At 68.8% G+C, this 22,227-nt stretch carries 15 protein-coding genes; 13 read left to right on the forward strand and 2 right to left on the reverse strand.

Translation table 11 applies throughout. The features are described 5' to 3' along the window. Positions 1 to 41: 41 nt before the first annotated feature. On the reverse strand, positions 42 to 3,548 hold the full coding sequence (metH, locus tag HLH25_RS05515) for a methionine synthase (protein ID WP_182973134.1): 3,507 nt from the start codon (positions 3,546 to 3,548) through the stop codon (positions 42 to 44). A 69-nt stretch (positions 3,549 to 3,617) separates the two neighbouring features. Next, positions 3,618 to 4,910: a lipopolysaccharide biosynthesis protein gene (locus HLH25_RS05520; protein ID WP_310889050.1), complete on the reverse strand. Its 1,293-nt coding sequence runs from the start codon at positions 4,908 to 4,910 to the stop codon at positions 3,618 to 3,620. A 51-nt stretch (positions 4,911 to 4,961) separates the two neighbouring features. Here HLH25_RS05520 and HLH25_RS05525 point away from each other — a divergent pair, with 51 nt between their 5' ends. From HLH25_RS05525 to HLH25_RS05585, 13 genes are all read left to right on the forward strand, one after another. Then, the gene (locus HLH25_RS05525; RefSeq protein ID WP_182973271.1) at positions 4,962 to 6,077 is read left to right on the forward strand and encodes a hypothetical protein; all 1,116 of its coding nucleotides are present in this window, start codon (positions 4,962 to 4,964) and stop codon (positions 6,075 to 6,077) included. Beyond that, the gene (locus HLH25_RS05530; RefSeq protein ID WP_182973135.1) at positions 6,074 to 7,261 is read left to right on the forward strand and encodes a hypothetical protein; all 1,188 of its coding nucleotides are present in this window, start codon (positions 6,074 to 6,076) and stop codon (positions 7,259 to 7,261) included. The genes HLH25_RS05525 and HLH25_RS05530 overlap by 4 nt, the downstream gene beginning before the upstream one ends. A gap of 132 nt (positions 7,262 to 7,393) precedes the next feature. Beyond that, on the forward strand, positions 7,394 to 8,773 hold the full coding sequence (locus HLH25_RS05535; protein ID WP_375288956.1) for an aminotransferase-like domain-containing protein: 1,380 nt from the start codon (positions 7,394 to 7,396) through the stop codon (positions 8,771 to 8,773). Between the two features lie 53 nt (positions 8,774 to 8,826). Further along, entirely contained in the window at positions 8,827 to 9,144 is a 318-nt protein-coding gene (locus HLH25_RS05540) for a putative quinol monooxygenase (RefSeq protein WP_182973136.1), read from the forward strand. Between the two features lie 20 nt (positions 9,145 to 9,164). After that, a complete protein-coding gene (locus HLH25_RS05545) occupies positions 9,165 to 10,388 on the forward strand; it encodes a Tm-1-like ATP-binding domain-containing protein (RefSeq protein WP_182973137.1) in 1,224 nt (407 codons plus the stop codon). Further along, entirely contained in the window at positions 10,375 to 11,205 is an 831-nt protein-coding gene (locus tag HLH25_RS05550) for a phosphoenolpyruvate hydrolase family protein (RefSeq protein ID WP_182973138.1), read from the forward strand. The genes HLH25_RS05545 and HLH25_RS05550 overlap by 14 nt, the downstream gene beginning before the upstream one ends. Before the next feature lie 62 nt (positions 11,206 to 11,267). Then, a complete protein-coding gene (locus HLH25_RS05555) occupies positions 11,268 to 11,879 on the forward strand; it encodes a nitroreductase family protein (RefSeq protein ID WP_182973139.1) in 612 nt (203 codons plus the stop codon). Positions 11,880 to 11,947: 68 nt separating this feature from the next. Beyond that, complete coding sequence (locus tag HLH25_RS05560) at positions 11,948 to 12,340, forward strand: hypothetical protein (RefSeq protein ID WP_182973140.1); 393 nt, start codon at positions 11,948 to 11,950, stop codon at positions 12,338 to 12,340. 115 nt (positions 12,341 to 12,455) lie between these two features. Then, complete coding sequence (locus HLH25_RS05565) at positions 12,456 to 14,636, forward strand: peptidase domain-containing ABC transporter (protein ID WP_182973141.1); 2,181 nt, start codon at positions 12,456 to 12,458, stop codon at positions 14,634 to 14,636. Next, a complete protein-coding gene (locus HLH25_RS05570) occupies positions 14,633 to 16,066 on the forward strand; it encodes an HlyD family type I secretion periplasmic adaptor subunit (RefSeq protein ID WP_182973142.1) in 1,434 nt (477 codons plus the stop codon). Before HLH25_RS05565 ends, HLH25_RS05570 begins: the two co-directional genes overlap by 4 nt. Positions 16,067 to 16,195: 129 nt before the next feature. Further along, positions 16,196 to 17,959, forward strand: coding sequence for a tetratricopeptide repeat protein (locus HLH25_RS05575; RefSeq protein ID WP_182973143.1), 1,764 nt, complete (start codon positions 16,196 to 16,198; stop codon positions 17,957 to 17,959). A 15-nt stretch (positions 17,960 to 17,974) separates the two neighbouring features. Continuing rightward, positions 17,975 to 20,974, forward strand: a complete 3,000-nt coding sequence (locus HLH25_RS05580) for a glycosyltransferase (protein WP_182973144.1) — start codon at positions 17,975 to 17,977, stop codon at positions 20,972 to 20,974. Beyond that, positions 20,974 to 22,215, forward strand: a complete 1,242-nt coding sequence (locus tag HLH25_RS05585; RefSeq protein WP_182973145.1) for a hypothetical protein — start codon at positions 20,974 to 20,976, stop codon at positions 22,213 to 22,215. The genes HLH25_RS05580 and HLH25_RS05585 overlap by 1 nt, the downstream gene beginning before the upstream one ends. Positions 22,216 to 22,227: the final 12 nt, after the last annotated feature.

Below are 22,227 nucleotides of genomic sequence, written 5' to 3' on the forward strand. Positions count from 1 at the left end.
GCGGTCAACATCATGCGGGGGCGGCGAGTGGCTGTCCTGCGTCAGATCGAAAAATATTTCGCCTGCGGATTGAGGACGACCAGCGCCGAGGTCGATTGCTCGGGGTGCAACTGGTAGCCGTCGGTCAGCGACACGCCGATGCGTTCGGCATCCAGCAGCTTCAGGATCGGCTCCTGGTCCTCCAGCCGGGGGCAGGCGGGGTAGCCGAAGGAATAGCGCGATCCGCGATAGCCCTGCTGGAGCAGCTTCGCCATGTCGCGGTCGTCCTCGGCGGCGAAGCCCAGTTCGGCGCGGATGCGCTTGTGGGTGTATTCGGCCATCGCCTCGGCCATTTCGACCGAAAGCCCGTGCAGGTAGAGGTAATCCTTGTAGCGGTTGGCTTCGAACCATTCGCGGGCCATGTCCGACGCCTTCTGCCCCACGGTGACGACCTGCAACCCGATCACGTCGCGGGCTTCGTCATCCACGTCGCGCACGAAATCGGCGATGCAGGCACCGTCCTCGCGCGGCTGGCGGGGCAGGGCGAAGCGGGCGACCTCGGTGGTGCCGTCCTCGGCGAACAGGATCAGGTCGTTACCCTGCCCCGCCGCCTTCCAGTAGCCGTAGGACGCCTGGGGCCGCAGGATGTCGTGCTCGGCCGCCAGCGCCAGCATGCGGCGCAGTACGGGGCGCAGCTCCTGCTTCGCCCAGCCCATGAAATCGTCCAGCGAGCGGCCCTGTTTGCGGAAGCCCCACTGGAATTGATAGAGCGACCGCTCGTTGAGGAACGGCAGCACGGCATCCGGCGCGGCTTCCAGCACCCTGGCCCCCCAGAAGGGCGGGGTAAGGGCCGGCTCGCCCTGCGTCAGGCGGTGGCGGCGGGCGCGGGCGGCGGCGAGATCGACCGGGCCGAAGCCGCGCTGCTCCTGCTGCTCCATGTCGCGGGGCCGCGAACGGGTGGCCTTGCCGGCGCGGCGGGAGCGGACGGCGGCGAGGTAATTGTCGAACTCGCCCTTCGCCACCTGATCCATCAGCGACAGGCCGTCGAACGCATCGCGGGCATAGGCCACGCGGCCGTCGGTGCCGTAGGCGGCGGCGCAGTCTTCCTCGACGTAATTGCGGGTCAGCGCGGCACCGCCCAGCAGCACGGGCAGGTCCACGCCCTGGCGGGCCATCTCTTCGAGGTTCTCGCGCATGATCACCGTCGATTTGACCAGCAGGCCCGACATGCCCACCGCGTGGGCGTTGTGCTCGCGCGCGGCGGCGATCATGTCGGCGACCGGCACCTTGATGCCCAGGTTGATGACCCGGTAGCCGTTGTTGGTCAGGATGATATCGACCAGGTTCTTGCCGATATCGTGCACGTCGCCCTTGACGGTGGCCAGCACGATGATGCCGCGCGCCTGGCCTTCGACGCGCTCCATGTGCGGCTCCAGATGCGCGACGGCGGCCTTCATCGTCTCGGCCGATTGCAGCACGAAGGGGAGCTGCATCTTGCCGGCACCGAACAGTTCGCCCACCACCTTCATGCCGTCCAGCAGGATGGTGTTGATGATGTCCAGCGGCGGGATGGTCTGCATCGCCTCGTCGAGATCGGCTTCCAGCCCCTTGCGGTCGCCATCGACGATGCGATCCTTCAGCCGGCCTTCCACCGTCTCGGCGCGCACCTTCTTCACCGCGTCGCTGGCCTTGCGGTCGGCGAACAGTTCCAGCAGCTTTTGCAGCGGGTCGTAGCCCTCGGCGCGGCGGTCGAAGATCAGGTCTTCGGCCACTTTCACCTCTTCCGCCGGGATCAGGTGCAGCGGGCGGATCTTGGAGACATGGACGATCGCCGCACTCATGCCCGCGCGCACCGCGTGGTCGAGGAACACCGAGTTCAGCACCGCGCGCGCCGCCGGGTTCAGGCCGAACGAGATGTTCGACAGGCCCAGCACGATCTGGATATCGGGGAAGCGTTCATGGATCTGGCGGATGCCCTCCAGCGTCCACAGCCCCAGCTTGCGGTCGTCCTCGACGCCGGTGCCGATGGTGAAGGTCAGCGGGTCGATCATCAGGTCCGACTGCGGCAGGCCGTGGCGGTCGCAGGCGAATTCCACCAGCCGGGTGGCGATGCGCAGCTTGTCCTCGGCCGTCTTGGCCATGCCGACTTCGTCGATCGTCAGCGCCACCACGGCGGCGCCGAACTTGCGGGCCAGGATCATGCGATCGTGCGCGTGGCCCTCGCCATCCTCGAAATTGATCGAGTTGATGATCGCCTTGCCGCCATAGAGCTTGAGCGCCGCTTCGATGACCGGGGTTTCGGTGGAATCGATCACCAGCGGCGCGTTGACCGAGGCGGTGAAGCGGGTCACCACCTCGTTCATCTCGCGCATCTCGTCGCGACCGACGAAGGCGGTGCAGATATCCAGCGCGTTGGAGCCTTCGCCCACCTGCTCGCGGCCCACGGCCACGCAGCCGTCCCAGTCGCCCTCTTCCTGAAGGGTGCGCCATTTCTTGGACCCGTTGGCGTTGCACCGCTCGCCGATCGAGAAATAGCTGTTTTCCTGCCGCAGCGGCACCTGGGTGTACAGGCTGGCGACCGAGGGAATCCAGACCGGGCGGCGGACGATCGGGGCAGGGCGGTGGCGGCCGGTGCCCTCGGCCCGGCGGCGCAGCATGGCGTCCAGCGCCGCGATATGCGGGGTGGAGGTGCCGCAGCAGCCGCCGACCAGGTTCAGCCCGTCCTCGGTGATGAAGCGTTCCACCCAGCTTGCCATGTCGGCGGGCGAGAGCGGGTAGTGGGTCTGGCCGTTGACCAGTTCGGGCAGGCCGGCATTGGGCTGGATGGAGACCAGGCCCGGCCAGTTGGTGGCCAGCCAGCGCACATGCTCGGCCATTTCCTGCGGGCCGGTGGCGCAGTTCAGCCCCATCAGCGGCACGTCCAGCGCGTGGATGGCGGTGGCCGCCGCCGCGATGTCCGGCCCGACCAGCAGGGTGCCGGTGGTTTCGACCGTCACCTGTACGAAGATCGGCGTGTCGGTGCCGTGTTCGGCGCGGGCGATCTTCGCGCCGTTCACCGCCGCCTTGATCTGGAGCGTATCCTGGCAGGTTTCGATCAGCAGCGCATCGACGCCGCCTTCGATCAGGCCCCGGCACTGTTCGGCGATGCCGGATTCCAGCGTGTCGTAATCTATATTGCCCAGCGAGGGCAGCTTGGTGCCCGGACCGATCGAGCCGATCACATAGCGGTGGCGGCCGTCGGCGAAGCTCTCGGCGGCCTCGCGCGCCAGATGGGCGGCGGTGCGGTTGATCTCGCGCGCCCGGTCGGTCAGGCCGAATTCGCCCAGCGTGATGGGCGAGCCGCCGAAGGAATTGGTCTCGACCATGTCCGCGCCGGCTTCGAAATAGCCGCGATGGATTTCGCGCACCAGTTCGGGGCGGGATAGGTTCAGGATCTCGGTGCAGTTCTCCTGCCCCCAGTAATCGCGCTCGACATCGAGGTCGAGCACCTGCACGCGCGAGCCCATGCCGCCGTCGCAGAGCAGGACCTGGTCACGGAGGGCGTCGAGAAGGTGGGGGCGAGCGGTCATCGTGATCCTGCGATCCGGGCGGAAGGGGAAGCAGGTGTTATGCCCCAGCGCGGCCGCGTGTCCAGCCTGTTATGGCCGGACGGCCCGCCATGCCGCCGCCGCCAGCAGCATGAGGCCGAGCAGCGAGGACATGACCATGGCCACCGCGACGCCCATGGTGCCGAAATGCGGCATGAAGGCGCCGAGCCCGGCGAACAGCACGAGCGTGCGTATGAGGCGAACCCGCAACGCGCGTCCGGCATGGCCGATCGCGAGCAGGGCCGGTTCGAAATTGACGCCGATCAGATCCAGCGCGGCGGCGATGCCCAGCACCAGCAGGAGCGGGAAAACCCCCACGGATTCCCTGCCCGCCATGAGGTGCAGCACCGGCTGCCCCAGGGCGAAAAGCATGACGAGGATGATGGCCGTGCTGCCGATTGCCAGCCGGGTGGAGCGCCCCAGCAGCCGGCGGATGCTGGCCCGGTCCTCTGTCGCGTGCGAACGCGCGAATTCCGGCAGGACGGCGCGGGCGAACATTTCGGACACCCGCACCAGCGCCTGGCTGAGCTGATAGGCCAGGCGATAATGGCCGGCATCGGCGGCTCCGGTGGCGACGCCCACCACCAGCACGAGCATGTTGTTGCAGCCGGTGCCGACGATCGAATTCAGGTTGGTCAGCCAGGCAAAGCGCCAGATGCCGGGGTTTTCGTCGGGGGCGGACCAGATGGTGCGCAGGTTCATCGCGCGCGTAAAACCCGGCATGACCCGCTGCGCGCAGACCCAGTAGATGACGGCCGTGAAGATGTCGGCGACGGCCCAGGCGAGGAGAAAGCCCATGACCGTGGGAGCCCACAATACGGCCGCGACCGCACCGATGAAACGCATGATCGGTGTCGCCGCGTCGGCCATCGCGCCGATGCGGTAGCGGTCGCGCACGCGCAGCACGCCGACCGCCGTGGAGCGAATGGACAGCAGCAGCACGGAGCAGAAGGCCAGCGCGGCGTGGGACAGGCCGTCCGACCAGCCGAGCAGCGGTTGCAGGAGCGTGACGCCGCCCCAGGCGATCAGGCATCCAGCCACGGCACCGGCGATGTCGAGCCCCAGGCAGAAGCCGATCAGGCGTGCCAGCGCGCCTTCGTTGCCGGCCAGCAGGTGGCGCGCGCCGTAGCGGATGACGATCTGCCAGGTCTGGAAGCTGACGATCGCGGCGACGGACTGCGCGGTGCCGAAAATGAGGGTGAATTCACCGAAGCCCTCGCTTTTGAGCACCCGTACGGCCAGTCCCAAATAAATAAGGCTGAGTACTGCGCCGACGCCCTTGCCGGCCAGGAGCCAGGAGACGTTCATCAGTGCGCGTTTGAGCGAACCCTGCTTGTTTTCCACCAATGTCAGAAGCTCTTGTTCTTTATAAATCCATGGCTTATGCGTCGGGATATGATCGAGGTCGCCTTCCTGTACATTGCCGAATCCTATCAATGCTATCACGCCGCGGCGATTGCTCTCGAACTGGCGCAATATGACGGCGTGAAGGTGACGAATTTCCATAACGACCCCGAAACGCCCTATCACCTCGAACGTGTTCGCCAGGCCTTGGGGGGCGCCGAAATCCCCTGTCATCGCCTGCGCCGGTCTATGCCGACGGTCGCGATGCAGTCAATCCGCCGGCTCGGCATGTTCAAGGACATGGTCCTGCGCGACAACGCATTGATGCTTGACCGATATGATGCAATTGTAACGGTGGAGGACACCGTCGCCTCCGCGCGGCGGCTCGGGATCACCCGGCCGAAGCTTATTTATATCCCGCATGGCTGTGGAGATCGGGCGCGCGGTTTTACCGAGGAGGTGCGGTCGTTTGATTATGTTCTGTTGCCGGGACAGAAATCGGCGCGGAGAATGCTCGCGTCCAGTCTGATCAAACCCGACAATCATGCGGTGATCGGTTCGGTCAAGCTGGAGACATGCGCCATATTGCCGCATGGCGATGGCCCTCTTTTCCCGGTGGCCCGGCCTACCGTTCTCTATAATGCCCACAAGGCGCGCGGCCTGTCGTCCTGGCGGCGGTTCGTCAAGCCGATGCTGCGGCAGTTCGCCGATCAGTCGGAATTCAACCTGATCGTCGCGCCGCATACGAAGATGTTCCGCCGCCGCAGCCAGAAGGTGCGCGATCGGTGGAACGGGCTGGGCAATGCGACGACCCTGGTCGATACCGGGTCCAGCAAATGTGTCGATATGACCTACACGATGGCGGCGGATATCTATGTTGGCGATGTCAGCAGCCAGGTCTACGAATTTCTGAATACGCCAGGACCGTGCGTCTTTCTGAACGCGCATGATATTGCCTGGCGGGACGATCCGAACTTCCAGCACTGGCACCTGGGCGACGTCGTGGAGACGCCGGACGATCTTCTGCCCGCGATCAGGGCCGCCGAGGCGCGGCATGTGCTTTATCGCGCGCGTCAGGAGGACATGGCGGGCCGGTCTCTGGGGGATCGCTCTCCGGGTGCCGCGCGACGCGCCGCGACGATTATTCGGGACATTCTGCGGACATGAAAATCGGTTTTCTCTTCAATCACGATGCCTTGCACCAGATCCCCCATACGGCGCCGATCATCGCGGAACTGGTGGCGTCGGGTGCCGATGTGTCGGTTTTCACGTCCTGCCCCGCACAGGAAAGCAGGGCGCGGGATTTCATTCCGGCCGGCCTGCCGGTGCGTTTCGTCCGGCTCGCGACCTCCCGCGCGGCGGAGATCATGAATATTGCGACGCTGGGGGTGATTCCGTTCCGGCGTCTGGCAATCCTGCGAGGAAATTCTTCTGTTTTTCGGGAAATTGACGCGCTGGTGGTGCCGGAAACGACCTCCACGCGGCTGAAGCGCCAGCCGGGACTGGGCGATCTGAAGCTGATCTACCTGCCGCATGGGGCGGGAGACCGCTCGGTGGGGTTCCATGAAGTGACCCGCCTGTTCGATTTCGTCCTGCTGTCGGGCAACAAGGTGCGCGACAGGATGCTGCGCAGCGCCTTGATCTCGCCGGAGAACCATGCGGTCGTCGGTTATCCGAAGTTCGATACCGTGGATTTCGCGCATGCACCGCGCATCTTCGATAACGATCGGCCGACCGTCCTGTACAATCCCCATTTCGATCCGCTCCTGTCGTCGTGGGGGGCGATGGGCGAGAAGGTGCTCGATTACTTTGCCGCGCAGGACGGGTTCAATCTGATTTTCGCGCCGCATGTCATGCTGTTCAAACGGCGGCTGCATGCGTCGCTCGAACATCGGCGCATGCGGCTGCGCAAGGCGATTCCGCGTCACGTCCTGGACGCGCCGCATATCCATGTCGACATCGGGAGCACCCTGTCGACGGACATGACCTATACGCGCGCCGCCGATATCTATCTCGGGGATGTCAGCAGCCAGGTTTATGAGTGGATCTACAAGCCCCGGCCTTGTATTTTCATCAATTCGCACGATGCGGCATGGAAGGCCAATCCGGATTACGCGCATTGGTCGCTGGGCGAGGTGATCGACGACGTGTCCGGCCTGCCGGGCGCGCTGGCGCGTGCCGTGGCCGGTAACGGCGGGTTCGCCGGCCTTCAGTCCACAGCGTTCAGGGAGACGTTCTGCATGTCCGGCGTCCCGTCTTCGCGCCGGGCGGCGGATGCGATCAGGCAGTTTCTGGGGGCGCCCCCGGTCGCCTGCCCCTCGGACGCGCCGGTGCTCCAGAAAGCTCTGTAACCGCCTTCCCCGGCTGGCGGGGCGGGCCGCGAAGGCCGTGTCGCCTTGCGGACGGAGGTGGGCTTTTCTACCGTCCGGGTCACGCCGGCCGAGACGATAGCGGCCTGTCATCCCCTTGAAGGAGCCATCGCGGTGCGTCGTCAGTCATCCTGGGCCTCTCATCTGGCAGACGGCATGGCGTCCCCGGCCGAGCGCCTGGCCGAGGCGCTGGGCGGCGACATCCTGTCCGGCGTGCTGCGGGAGGACGAGCGGCTGCCCGCCCATCGGCCTTTGGCCTGGCAACTTGGGATCGGCGTGGGGTCGGTGACGCGGGCCTATGCCATCCTGGAGCGGCGGGGGCTGGTGCGCAGCGTACATGGGCGCGGCACCTTCGTCGCCGTGCGGCATGATGCGGCGAGGCCCATGCTGGACCTGGCGACGAACATGCCGCCGCCCATGTTCAGCGACCGCGCCCTGGCCCGCACGCTCAACCGGCTGGCGAAGCATGTCGATCCGGGCCTGTTCAACATCTATCCCCCCGTGGCCGGGCATCTGGAGCATCGGCGGATCATGGCCCACTGGCTGGCGGGAATGGGGGTCGCGGTGACACCGGACCGGCTGCTGCTGACCGGCGGCGCGCAGCAGGCGCTGAACGTGGCGGTCCATGTCGCCCGGCAGCATGTATCCTATGCCGTGGCCGAGGCGCAGACCTACCCCGGCATGCTGGGCGCGATGCGTCAGGCCGGGCTGGCGATCCGCCCCGCCGCCATGGACGGGCACGGCATGCGGCCCGCCGCGCTGGAAGCCATTCTGGCGGGCAGGCGCGGCGAACGCGCGATCGTCTATCTGACGCCGGAGATGCACAACCCGACCACGGCGACGATGGATCTGCGCCGACGCCGCGACATCGTGGCGCTGTGCCGGAAGTTCGATGCGCTGATCGTCGAGGATGCCGTGTATGTCCATCGGGACGATCCCGCGCGGCCCGCGCTGATGACGCTGGCGCCGGAACGCACGTTCCATGTCAGCAGCCTGTCGAAGATCCTCAGCCCCGGCCTGCGCATCGGCGCGCTGATCCCGCCTGACCGCTATGCGGAGGCATGTCTGCCGGCGCTGCTGGCATCTTCCCTCATGATCGCCCCGCTCTCCTACGCGATGATGGCGCAATGGATGCAGGACGGAACGGCGGAGAGCGTGCGCGCCGCCCTGCATGCCGAAGCCGTGCGCCGTCAGGATCTCGTGCTGTCCGTGCTGGGCACTTGGGTCGTAAAGCCCGCCAGCCATGCCTTCCACGCGTGGTTGCCCCTGCCGGCCGGGCAGGCGGCGCGCGTGGTGGCGCAGGCTCAGGCCCTGGGCGTGGCGCTGCCGCCGTCCGACGCCTTTCTCGGGGGCGAGGGCGTGAAGGGCACCGGGGTGCGCCTGGCGTTCGGCAACGTGACGTTCCGCGCCCTGCCGGAAGCTCTGGCGCGGGTCAGGCAGGCCTGCGCCGATAAAGTGGGAAAAGTGTCTCGTGACACTATGGCGATATCCTGAAAGTGTGTTGCCCTGTAGGGTCCTGCCACGTTCATCCGTGACGGAGGCAGGTCATGCACGAGGAACAGCGGGGCGTCGTGACGGTGGTTGCGGCGTTTCACATCAATCCCGGCCATCTGGACGCGGCGCTGCCGGTGATCGCCGCCTGCGTGAAGGCGTCGCGGCAGGAGGCGACGAACCTGGCCTATACCTGCCGGCAGGATCTCGACGATCCGTCGCATTTCGTCTTCATCGAGCAGTGGCGGAGCGTGGCGGCGATCCATGAACATGAGAAACTGCCGCATTTCCTGGCGCTGAAGGCGCTGTTCGAGAACGGGCTGGCCGGGTCTCTGCACGTGACCCTGCTGGGCGATGTCGACAGCCTGTCCTGATGACGGGGGGCAGGCACCTCATGGCATCGCACGTCTATATCCTGGGCACGGCGGACACGAAGTCTGACGAATTGCTGTTCCTGCGCGGCGTCCTGGCCGATCGGGGCGTCAGCGGCCGGATCGTAGATGTCAGCACCGGTGGCATGTCGCCGGACTGCGTCGATATCGCCGCGCGGGTGGTGGCCGATTGCCATCCCGAGGGCGCGGCGGCGGTGTTCTGCGGCGAGCGCGGCCGGGCCATCGCGGCCATGTCCGAGGCCCTGCGACGTTTTCTGCCGGCCCGTGACGATCTGGCCGGGGTGGTGGCGATCGGCGGGTCCGGCGGGGCCGCCGTCGTGGCGCCCGCCATGCAGGCGCTGCCCATCGGGTTGCCGAAGATCCTGGTTTCGACCGTCGCCTCGGGCAACGTGGCGCCCTATGTCGGCGATGTCGATCTGTCCATGGTCTATTCGGTGGTCGATCTCATGGGGCTCAACCGCATTTCGCGGAGCATCCTGACCAATGCCGCCAACGCCATGGCGGGCATGACGCGGCATCGTCCATCGCCGGATGCCGACCGGCATCCCGCTGTCGGCATCACCATGTTCGGCGTGACGACGCCCTGTGTCACCGAAGCCGTACGGGTTCTGGGGGAGTCGTTCGAAAGCCTCGTCTTCCACGCGACCGGCACAGGCGGCCGGTCGATGGAGCGGCTGGTCGATCAGGGCGTGATCCGGGGGGTGTTGGATATCACCACCACCGAGTTCTGCGATTTCGTGGCGGGCGGGATCTTCGCCTGCCGGGCAGAGCGGCTGGAGGCGATCGCGCGGACGGGCGTGCCGTATGTGGGAAGCTGCGGTGGGCTCGACATGGTCAATTTCGGAACCATGGAGAGCGTGCCGGACCATTATCGCGATCGGGTCTTCGTGCGGCATAATCCCTTCATCACGCTGATGCGCACGACGGCGGACGAATGCCGCGAGATGGGGCGGCTGATCGGCGAGCGGCTGAACCGATGCGACGGGCCGGTGCGGTTCTATTATCCCGAAAACGGGTTTTCGGAACTCGACCGGCCCGGACAGCCCTTTTACGACCCGGAGGCGGATGCGGCGTTTCGGGACGCGCTGCTGGCGACGCTCCGGCAGACGGCGCGGCGGCGCGTCGTCAGCCTGCCCTGCGCCCTGAACGACCCCGCCTTCGCCCGCGCGATGGCGACGGACTTCAAAACCCTTTTCAAGGAGACACAGCCCCATGCCCAGAATTGAACGTGACGCCATCCTCGGCCGCCTGCGCGGGCTGATCGCGGAGCGCAAGCCCATCGTCGGCGGGGGCGCGGGCACGGGCCTCTCGGCGAAATGCGAGGCCGCAGGCGGGATCGACCTGATCGTGATCTATAATTCCGGCCGCTATCGCATGGCCGGACGCGGATCGCTGGCCGGTATCCTGGCCTATGGCAATGCCAACCAGATCGTCATGGACATGGCGCGCGAGGTGCTGCCCGTGGTGCCGGACACGCCGGTGCTGGCGGGGGTGAACGGCACCGACCCGTTCGTGGATTTCGACGTGTTTCTCGACGATTTGCGCCGTGTCGGCTTCTCCGGCATCCAGAATTTCCCGACAGTGGGGCTGATCGACGGCAATTTCCGCAAGAACCTCGAAGAAACGGGCATGAGCTACAGCCTGGAGGTCGATGTGGTGGCGCGCGCGCGCCGCAAGGACATGCTGACGACGCCTTATGTCTTCGACGTGGCGCAGGCGAAGGACATGGCCCGCGCGGGTGCCGATATCCTCGTCGCGCATATGGGGCTGACGACCGGCGGCAGCATCGGCGCCGAGACGGCTTTCACGCTGGAGGATTCGATCGCGCTGATCAACCAGATCTCCGATGCCGCGAAGAGCGTGCGCGACGATGTCATTCTCCTATGCCACGGCGGGCCGATCGCGATGCCGGCCGATGCGCAGACGGTGCTGGATGCCTGCCCGGACTGCCACGGCTTCTATGGCGCATCGAGCATGGAGCGCCTGCCCACCGAAACCGCGCTGGTCGCGCAGACGCGCAACTTCAAGGCCATGACGCGGTGAGCCTCGTGTTTCCCGAACCTGCCGCCGCCGAGAGCGGGCCTGTACGAAAGGATGATCCCGCGATGGATCTTGATGTTGCCGCCTCCATCCGCAAACGCCGTGCGACCAAGGTGTTCGATGCCGCCCACCGCATGCCGGATGCCGACCTGGACACCATCCTCGGCCTCGCGCGGCGCATGCCCACCGCGTTCAATATCCAGAACTGGCGCTTTTTGGTCGTGACCGATCCGGATCTTCGCCGGCAGATCCGTGCGGTGGCGTGGGACCAGCCGCAGGTAACGGATGCCTCCGCCCTGCTGGTGCTGTGCGCCGATATCCGGGCGTGGGAGAAGGCGCCGGAACGCTATTGGGCAAATGCCGACCAGTCGGTGCGCGATTTCATGGTCGGGGCGATCGACCAGTATTATCGCGGGCGCGAGCAGGTGCAGCGGGATGAGGGCATGCGCTCCTGCGGCATGGCCGCCGGCGCGATCATGCTGCTGGCGGAAAGCATGGGCTATGCGACCTGCCCGATGGACGGCTTCGATTTCGCGGCGGTGGGGGAACTGATCCGGCTGCCGTCCGACCATGAGATCGTGATGTTCGTCGCCATCGGCAAGGCGGCGGCCGCGCCGTATCCGCCGGGTGGAATCATGCCTGAGAAGGAGATCATTTTCGCGAACCGCTTTTCCTGATCGCAGGATATCTGCCGCCTCCGCCTGCTTTCGTCTATCAAGGCGGAGAGCGGGGGCGGAGGACCATCATGCAAGGCGACGACGGGCGGATCGCATTGGACCTGATGGACGAGACCGCCTTCGCCCGCCTGTCGGGCGACGGCAAGACGCTGGTGCTGCGCATGGCGGGCACCGATGGCGGTGAGGGGCAATGGCTGGATCAGCTTGTGCTGCCGGCGTCCTCGCCCTTTGCGCATGGCGGAGGATGCGTTTGCTGTACGCCGGACGGTGCGATTGCCGCCATGCTGGCCGATCTGTTCCGTGCCCGCGTCACCGGCCAGCGCCCGTGGTTCGCGCGGGTCATCGTGGTGGTGCCCGCCGCGTTGCGCGAAGGCACGCGGCAGGCGCTGGAGGCTAACCGCGTGGTGGCGGCACGCTATCGCCCTGTCTGGCTTTCGATGACGAACACGCCCGCGCATTAACCGTCCATTCGTCTTCCCGCTTTAGGGTCGCCTGACCGGCACCAGCGAAGGACGATCCGTGGCGCAACCAGGTCAGGGGGCAGATCAAGGGACAGGGGCGCGGCCGACGCCGACGATGATCCGCCTTTATGCGGCGGTCGCGGCGGCGCGCTTCCATGGCCTGTCGGTGGATGTACGCGATTTCGTCGCCGAGCCCGGCGAGGCCGCGCCCTCGCCGGCGGCGCTGGCGCGCTGGCTGAACGAGTGCGGCGCGGTGGCGCGGGGCATGCGCCTGCGCTGGCGCGACCTGGTGCGGCTGCGCAACGTGCCGCCGATCGTCCTGATGTTTCGCGATGGCTCGGCGGGGCTGATGGTGGCGGGAGACCCGGACCGGGGCGTGGTGTGGCTGCGCGACCCGTTGGGTGACGAGGGCACGCCCCCCGTGCCGCTGGATGAACTGCGCCTGGCGCAGGTCTGGACGGGGGACGTGCTGCTGGTCAAGCGCCGCCGCGACCAGAGCGAGGCCGATGCGCCGATCAACGCCGCGTGGCTGGGCCGCATGGTGCTGCGCGAGAAGGGGCTGCTGCGCGATATCCTGCTGTCGTCGATGGTGCTGAGCGTGCTGGCGATCTTCCCGCCGCTGATCGTCATGCAGGTGGTCGACAAGGTGGTGAGCTACCACTCGTTCTCGACCCTGATCTCGATCGCCGCGATCCTGGGCATGATGAGCTTCTACGAGGTCCTGCTGTCCTATGCGCGGCGCGAGCTGGCGCTGGTGGTGACGACGCGGCTGGATACGAGGATCTCGCTGCTGGTGTTCGATCGCCTGCTGTCCCTGCCGCTGGAATTCTTCGAGCGCGAGCAGGCGGGGCAGGTGATCGGCCGCGTATCCGCCATCTACAAGGTGCGCGATTTCATGACCGGCAAGCTGATGAACACGGTGCTGGACCTGTTCACGCTGGTCGTCGTGCTGCCGTTCCTGTTCTATTTCAGCATGTCGCTGGCCTGGATGACCATCGCCGCCGCCTGCTGCATCGGCCTGGTGGTGTTCGGCTTCATGCGGCCGGTCGGGCATCTGGTCGGCCGCAAGGTGGCTGCCGACATGGCCCGTGGCGCCGTGCTGTACGAGACGGTAGCGGGCATCCGCACGGTCAAGACGCTGGCGCTGGAACAGACAAGGCGCCAGCTCTGGGACGACCGCTCGGCCGAATCCGCCCTGTGGGGGCTGGCCGCGGGGCGCATGGGCAACATGGCCGCGACCGTGGCCCAGCCGTTCGACATCTTCATCAATCGCGGGATCATACTGGTCGGCGCGTGGCTGATCCTGACGCATCACGGCGATATGGGCGCGGGGGCGCTGATGGCGTTCATGATGCTGGGCGGGCGCGTCGCGTCGCCGCTGGTCGGGCTGGCCCGTCTGCTGGACGACCTCAGCGAGGTGCGCACCGCGCTGGCCGAGGCCGGGCATGTGCTGAACCAGCCGACCGAACGTCAGGCGCTCACGACCGGGTTGCGCCCGGTGATTCATGGCGCCCTGTCGTTCCGCGAGGTGTATTTCACCTACCCCGGCGCGACCACGCGGGCGCTGTCGGGGGTGAATTTCGATGTCCCGGCCGGCAGCACGCTGGGGCTCGTGGGGCGCAGCGGTTCGGGCAAATCGACCGTCACCCGGCTGCTTCAGGGCGTCAGTCGCTCCTATACCGGTTATCTGCGGCTGGACGGGGTGGACCTGCGCGAGATCAACCTGACGCATCTGCGCCGGTCGCTGGGCGTGGTGTTGCAGGACAATTTCCTGTTCCGGGGCACGGTGCGCGACAACATCACCGCCGGGCGGCCGGGCCTGACGCTGGATGACGTGATCCGCGCCGCCCGGCTGGCGGGGGCGGAGGAGTTCATCGAGCGCATGCCGGCCGGGTACGAAACCTGGATCGAGGAAGGCTCGACCAACATCTCCGGCGGCCAGCGGCAGCGGCTGGCCATTGCCCGCGCGCTGATCTGCGACCCGAAACTGCTGATCCTGGACGAGGCGACCTCGGCGCTGGACCCGGAGAGCGAGGCCGTGGTCAACGCCAACCTGCAACGCATCGCGCGCGGGCGGACCATGGTCATCGTCTCGCACCGCCTGTCCTCGCTGGTCGATTGCGACCAGATCTGCGTCATGGACCAGGGGCTGGTGGTCGATATCGCCCCGCATGCCGTCCTGCTGGAACGCTGCGCGATCTATCGTTCGCTGTGGCAGCAGCAGAACCGGCATGAGGCAGGCGGACGGGGGCATGCCCATCCGGCGGCGATGCTGGCCGAGGGAGACATACCATGACGATGCCCCCGCTGGTGCCGCCGGAAACCGATGCGGTCGAAGCCTATGTGCTGCCCGAGACCGTGGATCGCGACATGCCGCGCGCGCTGCTGGAATTTCATTCGCCCAGCCTGGCGCTGATCGACCTGCCGCCCACCGCCTCGGCGCTCTATCTGGCATGGATCGTCTCGGCGCTGGCGATCATGGGGGTGATCGTGATGTCGGTCTTCCCGCTCGATCAGGTGGTGGCGGCGCAGGGGCGAATGGTTTCCACCGAGGCGACGCTGGTGATCCAGCCGCTGGAAACCGCGATCATCCGCACCATCGACGTGCATGAGGGCGATTTCGTCCACAAGGGGCAGATCCTTGCCCGGCTGGACCCGACCCTGACCGGCGCGGATGTCGAGGATATGGGCCAGCAGGCCGGCGCCTATGCCGCCCAGGTCGCGCGCCTGACGGCCGAGGCCGAGGGCCGCGATTATGCACCCGATCCCAATGACCCGGCCGCGATGCAGGAGGCCGCCGCTTTCGCGCGGCGCCGGGCCGAACTGACCGCCCGCATCCAGAACTACGACAAGCAGATCGCCGGCGCGCGCAGCGACATGCAGGGCAACCTGGCCGATGCCGCGATGTATGGTGCCCGCGCCCGCGTGGCGGACAGCGTGCTTGCCATGCGCCTGCGCCTGCAACGGGACCAGGTGGGCAGCCGCCTTTCCACGCTTTCGGCGCAGAACGACCTGATGGAGGTCGAGCGCGCCCAGATCGCCGCCCATCAGGCCGCCGACGGCGCCCGCGCGAAGCTGGAGGCCGTGACGGCCGAACGCGATGGCTTCGTGCAGAACTGGAAAGCCACGATCTACGAGGATCTCGCGACCGCCCAGCACCATCTGGCCGATGCGCGCGACGAAGCCCGCAAGGCGGGGCTGCGGCACAGCATGATGGTGATGCGCGCCGACCGCGACGCGGTGGTGCTGAGCATCGCCGCCCTGTCCGTGGGCTCGGTCATGCAGTCGGGCACGCAGTTGATGACGCTGGTGCCGGTCGATAGCGGGCTGGAGGTCGAAGCGGCGATCCGGGGGTCCGATGTCGGCTTCATCCGGCCGGGGGATCATGTGCTGCTGAAATTCGCGACCTTTCCCTACACCCAGTATGGCGGGGCCGAAGGCACGGTGCGCGTGATCAGCGCGGATTCCTTCTCCGCCGGAGAAAGCGGGCGGGGCGCCCCAGGTTCGCCGGCCCCCGCGCAGTCGGCCGATGTCGGCGGGATGGATGCCTTCTACCGTGCGCGGGTGCGGGTCGATCGTTACACGCTGCATGGCGTGCCGCCATTCTTCCACCCCCAGCCCGGCATGCCGGTCGAAGCCGATATCCATGTCGGCCGTCGCACCATCATGCAGTATCTGATGAATCACCTGGTGCCGGCGCTAACCGATGGCATGCGCGAACCATAATTTCGGCCCGCAAACGCGGATGGCCGGCAATCCCACCCGCCCCCTGACCGGGTTTCCAAAGGGCGACTGCCCTTTGGTGGGTCAAGGGCAAAGCCCTTGTCAGGCCATGCGCCCGATCCGGTGCGCCAAATGAGGCGGGTTCTTTCCGCTTTGGGCGCGCGGTTTTCGCCGCGGGCGCGCCTGGCGCATGCCTTGCGGCTGATCGAGGACGGGGATGTGGTGGCCGGGGTGGCGCTGTTGGGCAGCGTGGCCGAGGCCGGGGTGCCGGAGGCGCAGTTTCGGGTAGGCCGGGCTTATCTGGATGGCACCGGCGTGCCGCCCAGCCTGGTGGAGGGCGCGCGCTGGATGCGGCGCGCGGCCGAGGCCGGATGGGTCGAGGCCCGGATGGTGCTGGGCACGCTGTATCTGTTCGGCCTGCCGCGCGAAGGCGCGGCGGACGAGGGCGTGCGTCTGGTGGCCGAGACGCCGGCCGATCGGGTGCCCGATCCGGCCTCCGCCGCCCGCTGGGCCTTGCTGGCGGCGGAGGCCGGATCGCCCGATGCGCAGGCGTTGTACGGCTATATTCTCGCCGACGGGCCGGCCGACATGCGCGATGTGGTGGCGGCGGAGGGCTGGTTTTCCCGCGCGGCCGCCGCCGGTTGCCCGCAGGGTTATCTGGGGCTCGGGCTGGTGTGGATGCGCGCGGCGCGCGACGAGGCCGGGCATGCGCGGGCGGCGGAAGCCCTGCGCGTGGCGGCCGAGGCCGGGCTGGGGTCGGCGCAGTTCATGCTGGGGGCGCTCACCGAACGGGGGCAGGGCGTGGCGCGGGATATCGCGGCGGCCACCGCGCTGTATGGCCGCGCGGCCGAGGCCGGGGTGCGCGCGGCCCAGGCGCGGTTCGGTCTGGCCCTGCTGGAGGGGCGGGGCTGCACGCGCGATGCGGCGCGGGCGGAAAGCTGGCTGCGTCGCGCCGCCCTGGCCGGCGATCGCGAGGCGGCATCGCTGCTGGGTGATCTGTACGCCTGCGGCGGCGACCTGCCGCCGAATTATATCGAGGCCGCGCTGTGGTATCGGCGCGCCGCCTCGGAGGGCCACGGGGCGGCCTGGCGGGCGCTGGGCATGCTGGCCCTGACGGGGGCCGGCCAGTCCCGTGACGTGACCGAGGCCGCGCGCTGCTTTCGTCAGGCGGCGGCCCTGGGTGACGGGCGGGCGGGCGCCGATCTGGGCAATCTGCTGCTGGACCAGGATGTGTCGGAGGAGGACCGGCGCGACCTCGGGCGGTATTTCGCCCATGCGGCCGAGGCCGGAGACCCGGTCGCGGCCTTCAATTTCAGCATCTGCCTAACCCACGGGTTGGGGATGGCGCGAGATGAACAGGCGGCGGCGGCCTGGATGCTGCGTGCCGCCGACGGGGTGGTGAATGCACAATACTGGTATGGCCGCATGCTGCTGGAAGGGCGCGGCTGCGCGCCCGATCTCGCGGCGGGGCGGGGCTGGATCGCGCGCGCGGCCGAAGCCGGCATGGCCGATGCCCAGGTGGCGCTGGCGCAATTGATGCTGACCGGCCGTGGTGGGCCGCGCGACCATGCGGCGGCGGCGGCGCTCTATCGGACGGCGGCCGAACAGGGGCAGGTCGATGCCATGTTCTCGCTGGGGGCGCTGCTGGGTGGCGGCCACGATGTGCCGGCGGACCGGGCGCAGGCCCAGCACTGGTTCCGCATGGCCGCAGAACGCGGCAACGCGCTGGGTCAGTTGATGCTGGGCCGCTATCTGCTGCGCGGACTGGCCGGCATGAGCGACCCGGCGGAAGCCCGGTTGTGGCTGGAACGCGCCGCCGCGCAGGGCGTGCCCGATGCGGCGACCGAACTGGTCCGGCTGGGGGCAGGGCCGGCGGCCGGCGCCGGGGCGGGCTGAGGGGTGGCGGAGCACATGGTGCCGCCCGCGCGTGGGCGGACATCGCCGGAGGGTCGCGCGGCATGGCAGGTCTGGGCCGATGCGCAGGCCCAGTCGGCCTTTCGCCAGGCACGGGCCTGCGAGGAAACGGGCGACGCCGGGAGCGCGCGAGCCTGGTACGAGCGCGCCCATCGTCTGGCGCCGGAGAGCGTCGTGGTGGCCTTTCCGCTGGCGATGGCGCGGCTGCGCGACGGCGATGCCGGGGGGGCCGCGCATATACTGCGCGCGCTGACCGCGCGTTTCGATTTCCGCGAGGCCTGGGTCGCCCTGGCCGCCGCCCTGCTGATGGCGGGCGAGGATACGGCCGCGATCGCCGCCGGGCAGCACGCCCTGTCCCGCCACGCGCCGCCCGGCGACATGGGGGCGTTGTTCGCACGGCTGGCGGCATTGGCCGGGCGGCCGGGCTGGTGCGGGCTTTCGGTGTCGGGACGGTTGTTTCTGGGCGCGTCGGCGGTGACGGTACTGATCGACGGGCGGCCGGTCTCCGGCGTGGCGGACGGCATGAAGCTGCCTGTGCGGTGGCGTCGGGCGCGGCAGGTGGTGGTTCTGGGCGGCGGCGTGCCGCTTCTTGGCAGTCCGCTGGAGCCGGCGGCGCTGCAACGGATCGACGGGCTGGTGGAGGCCGGACCGGACGGCCTGTCGGGCTGGGCCTGGCATCCGTCGGACCCGGATCAGGCGCCGGCCCTGCATATCCGCGACGCGCGGGGGCGCATGATCCGGCGCCTCGTGGCCGCCGAGCCCGCGCCGGAGGCGGACAGCCTTCTGCCCCTTGCCCGGCCGCGCCGCTTTGCCGTGGCGGCGGCGGATCTGCCGCCCGGCCCGCTGCATGTGGAAGGGCCGGATGGCAGCGATCTGGCGGGCAGCCCGCTGGCGGCGCATCCCGTGGTGTCGCCCGGCGATGAGGGGGCTGTCTGCCCCCCGCCCGCGGTGCCGCCATGCCGGGCCGGACTCGCCATCGTCATTCCGGTGCATGGCGACCGTGCCGGCACGCTGGCATGTCTGGACTCGGTGCGGGCCAGTGTGGGGGACGCGGTGCCGGTGTTCGTGGTGGACGACGCGACGCCGGACCCGGCTCTGGCGGCGGAACTGGATAGGCGGGCGCAGGCGGGTGCCATCCGCCTGATCCGTCACGCACGTCGCCTGGGCTTTCCGCAATCGGCCAATGACGGCATGCGCGCGGCGGCGGGACAGGATGTGGTGCTGCTGAACAGCGACACGCTGGTTGCCGGGGGCTGGCTGGCGGAACTGGCCGACATTGCCTATGGCGCGGCGCATATCGGCACCGTCACGCCGCTGTCGAACCATGCCAGCCTTTTTTCCTGGCCCGGCCCCGATGCGCTGCCCGACGACGCGCCGGCGCCGATGCCCGATCTGGAAACGGTGCGGCGCCTGATGGCGGCGGCACGGGCGGCCAATGGCGGGCAGGCGGTCGAAGTGCCGACCGGCCATGGATTCTGCCTGTTCATCCGCCACGATTGCCTGGCCGCCGCTGGCCCGTTCCGCGCCGACCTCTTCGCGCAGGGCTATGGCGAGGAGAATGCGTTCTGCCGCCGCGTCGCCGAGGCGGGCTGGCGGCATGTCGCGGCCACGGGGGTCTTTGTCGGCCATGCGGGGAGTGCCTCCTTCGGCGCCGCCGGCCCGGCGTTGCTGCGGCGCAATCTGGCGATCCTGGACCAGCTGTATCCCGGCTATGGCGCACTGGTTGAAGCCCATGCCGTCGTCGATCCGCTGTTCGCTTCCCGGCGGCGGCTGGCCCTGGTGTGCTGGCAGCGTGGAGGGGCCGGCTGGCGCCACGCGGTGTTGCTGGTCACGCACGATCAGGGTGGCGGTGTGGAACAGGTGGTGCGGGACCGCGCCCGGATGTGGCGTGCCCAGGGCACGCGGCCGGTGCTGCTGCGGCCCACGCCCGACGGATGCCGGTTGGAGGATGGGGCGGGCGACGCATGGTCCGCCATGCCACGCTTTCGCCTGCCGGAGGACTGGGACCTGCTGCTGGCGGTACTGCGCGCGTCGGGTGTGGAGCGTGTGGAATGGCACCACGGGCTGGGGCACGAGATCGACGCGCCGACGCTGGCGGCCGGGCTGGGTGTACCCTACGCGGTGTATGTTCATGATTATGTCTGGCTCTGCCCCCGCGTCGCGCTGGTGGATGCGTCCGGCCGCTATTGTGGGGGGCCGGAGCCGGAGGGATGCGCTGCCTGCCTGCGCGCAGGGGGCAGCCTGCTGAAGGGCGCCGGCCCGGTGCCCGTACGCCTGTCGGCCTATCGCGCCCGGTCGGAAGCCGTGCTGCGCGGGGCAGGGGAGGTTCTCGTGCCCTCCGATGACACGGCCGGGCGCATGCAGCGGGCCTTTCCCGGTCTTGCCATCGGCGTGGCCGCGCTGGCGGATGACCGGGTGCTGGCGCCGCCGGCGGCGCGGGCGCGGGTTCCGGGGCAGCGGATACGGGTGGCGGTTCCCGGCGCGATCGGCGTCGAAAAAGGGTACCGCGTGCTTCTGGCGGCGGCGCAGGACGCCGCGACGCGGGCGCTGGACCTGGAATTTATCGTGGTGGGGCATACGCCGGACGATGACGCGCTGATGGCCACCGGCCGGGTGTTCGTCACCGGCCCCTATGAGGAAAGCGACGGCACCGCGCTGCTGGCGGCGCAGCGGGCGGACCTGGCCTTCCTGCCGTCGATCTGGCCCGAAACCTGGTGTTTCGCGCTGGGGCTGGCGTGGCGGGCGGGGCTGCGGGCGGTGGTTTTCGACCTGGGGGCCATGGCCGAGCGCGTGCGGCGCGCCGGCTGGGGGGCGGTGTTGCCGCCCGACCTGCCCATTCACGAATTGAATACGTTTTTCCTGTCTTATGGGCAGATCGGGGCGGCTACCGCGCGCCGCCAGGAGAAAAGGGAGATCGCGACCGTGCACCCAGTCGACCGCCTGCCGGCGCACCATGCCGCGCCTTGTTCCACCGCCCCTAGACGGAAGGCTCGCTGATGCCCGACAGCATGACGATGGACAATCCGGGCCGGCTGACGGACCTGAAGGTCGCCGGCCGCCTGATGACGCTGGATGCGGGCCTCTATTGCATCTTCCACGCCGCCGGAAGCGAGGCGCCGACCGGTGCGGACCTGCCGGGCGTGCGGATCTCGCGCGCACCGGGGCCGGGGGGGGCCGGGGTCGGAATCGCGACGTTCGATGACGAGGGCTGGCTTGGCGCGGCGCGCAACGCCGCACTGGTCCGCGTGCCGGGGGCGGCGGGGCAGATCCTGATCACCATCTATCACGACCCGGCCCGGATGGCCGAGACGCCGCGCCTTCAGGTGGTGCGTCTGGCCGATGCGGCGGCGGCCGGCCCGGCGCCTGCCATGGCCCCGCCGCAGCCCGGCGCCGTGCCGCCCTTTCCCGTGGCCCCGTCATCCACGCAGCCGAAGCTGGAACCCCAGGGCACAAAGGGCCCCGCCGGCGAACTGACGGCGCATATCCAGCGTCGCGGCGATGTGGCGGCTTCGCTGATGGACTGGATGGGCACGCCCGGCAGCCGGAACTGGATCGAGGGTTTCGCCATCGCGCCGGCCCAACTGATCACGACCGAGGATATCGAATATCAGGCGGTGCTGGGGCGGGGCTGGCTGTCGCCCTGGGCCTCGGGCGGCCAGTTCTGCGGCAGTCGCGGCATGGCGCTGCCGATCCTGGGCCTGCGCGTTCGGCTGAAGCCGCAGGCCGCCGGCCGGTATCATTGCCGTGTCTGGGCCAGTTTTACCGATGGCAGCCGGGTGGGGCCGGTGACGGATGGCGGGGTGGCCGAGGCCGAAAGCGCGGCGCCGCTGGAAGCCTTCCGCGTCGAGATCGTGCCCGTGGCGGTGGCCGAGCGCCCCGATGAAGGGGAGCGCGCGCTGTTGGCAGCGGCGACGGCGGTGGAGACGAAAGCCGGCCATCGCCCCTCGGCCCCCATGGAGCCCACCCGCCCCGTGACGGAAGCGCCGCCCCGGAAGCGCCGGGTCAAAACCGCTGGAACGGCGGCGGAAGCGCCCGCCGAGCCGGAACCGGTGAGGGAGGCCCCGGCCGCCCCCGCCCCGAAACGCCGGGGCAAGGCGACTGGACCCGTCCTGGAGGCCGCCGTGCCCGTCGAGTCCCTTCATCCGGGGCGGGGGCGCAAGGCGGCGGGGTCGCGCGTCGACCTGCTGAAGGCGCGCCGGCAGATGGTGGCGCGGCGCCGGTCCCGGCAGGAGACGTGAGCAGGCCCGCGC

It is taken from the genome of Gluconacetobacter dulcium (assembly GCF_014174165.1).
Classification (GTDB): domain Bacteria; phylum Pseudomonadota; class Alphaproteobacteria; order Acetobacterales; family Acetobacteraceae; genus Gluconacetobacter; species Gluconacetobacter dulcium.

Coding starts and splice junctions, on each gene's coding strand:
- HLH25_RS05580 (WP_182973144.1), top strand. CDS start 17,975: ATGGTGCCGCCCGCGCGTGGGCGGACATCGCCGGAGGGTCGCGCGGCA.
- HLH25_RS05575 (WP_182973143.1), top strand. CDS start 16,196: ATGAGGCGGGTTCTTTCCGCTTTGGGCGCGCGGTTTTCGCCGCGGGCG.
- HLH25_RS05570 (WP_182973142.1), top strand. CDS start 14,633: ATGACGATGCCCCCGCTGGTGCCGCCGGAAACCGATGCGGTCGAAGCC.
- HLH25_RS05525 (WP_182973271.1), top strand. CDS start 4,962: ATGATCGAGGTCGCCTTCCTGTACATTGCCGAATCCTATCAATGCTAT.
- HLH25_RS05550 (WP_182973138.1), top strand. CDS start 10,375: ATGCCCAGAATTGAACGTGACGCCATCCTCGGCCGCCTGCGCGGGCTG.
- HLH25_RS05565 (WP_182973141.1), top strand. CDS start 12,456: ATGATCCGCCTTTATGCGGCGGTCGCGGCGGCGCGCTTCCATGGCCTG.
- HLH25_RS05555 (WP_182973139.1), top strand. CDS start 11,268: ATGGATCTTGATGTTGCCGCCTCCATCCGCAAACGCCGTGCGACCAAG.
- metH (WP_182973134.1), bottom strand. CDS start 3,548: ATGACCGCTCGCCCCCACCTTCTCGACGCCCTCCGTGACCAGGTCCTG.
- HLH25_RS05585 (WP_182973145.1), top strand. CDS start 20,974: ATGCCCGACAGCATGACGATGGACAATCCGGGCCGGCTGACGGACCTG.
- HLH25_RS05545 (WP_182973137.1), top strand. CDS start 9,165: ATGGCATCGCACGTCTATATCCTGGGCACGGCGGACACGAAGTCTGAC.
- HLH25_RS05540 (WP_182973136.1), top strand. CDS start 8,827: ATGCACGAGGAACAGCGGGGCGTCGTGACGGTGGTTGCGGCGTTTCAC.
- HLH25_RS05530 (WP_182973135.1), top strand. CDS start 6,074: ATGAAAATCGGTTTTCTCTTCAATCACGATGCCTTGCACCAGATCCCC.
- HLH25_RS05560 (WP_182973140.1), top strand. CDS start 11,948: ATGCAAGGCGACGACGGGCGGATCGCATTGGACCTGATGGACGAGACC.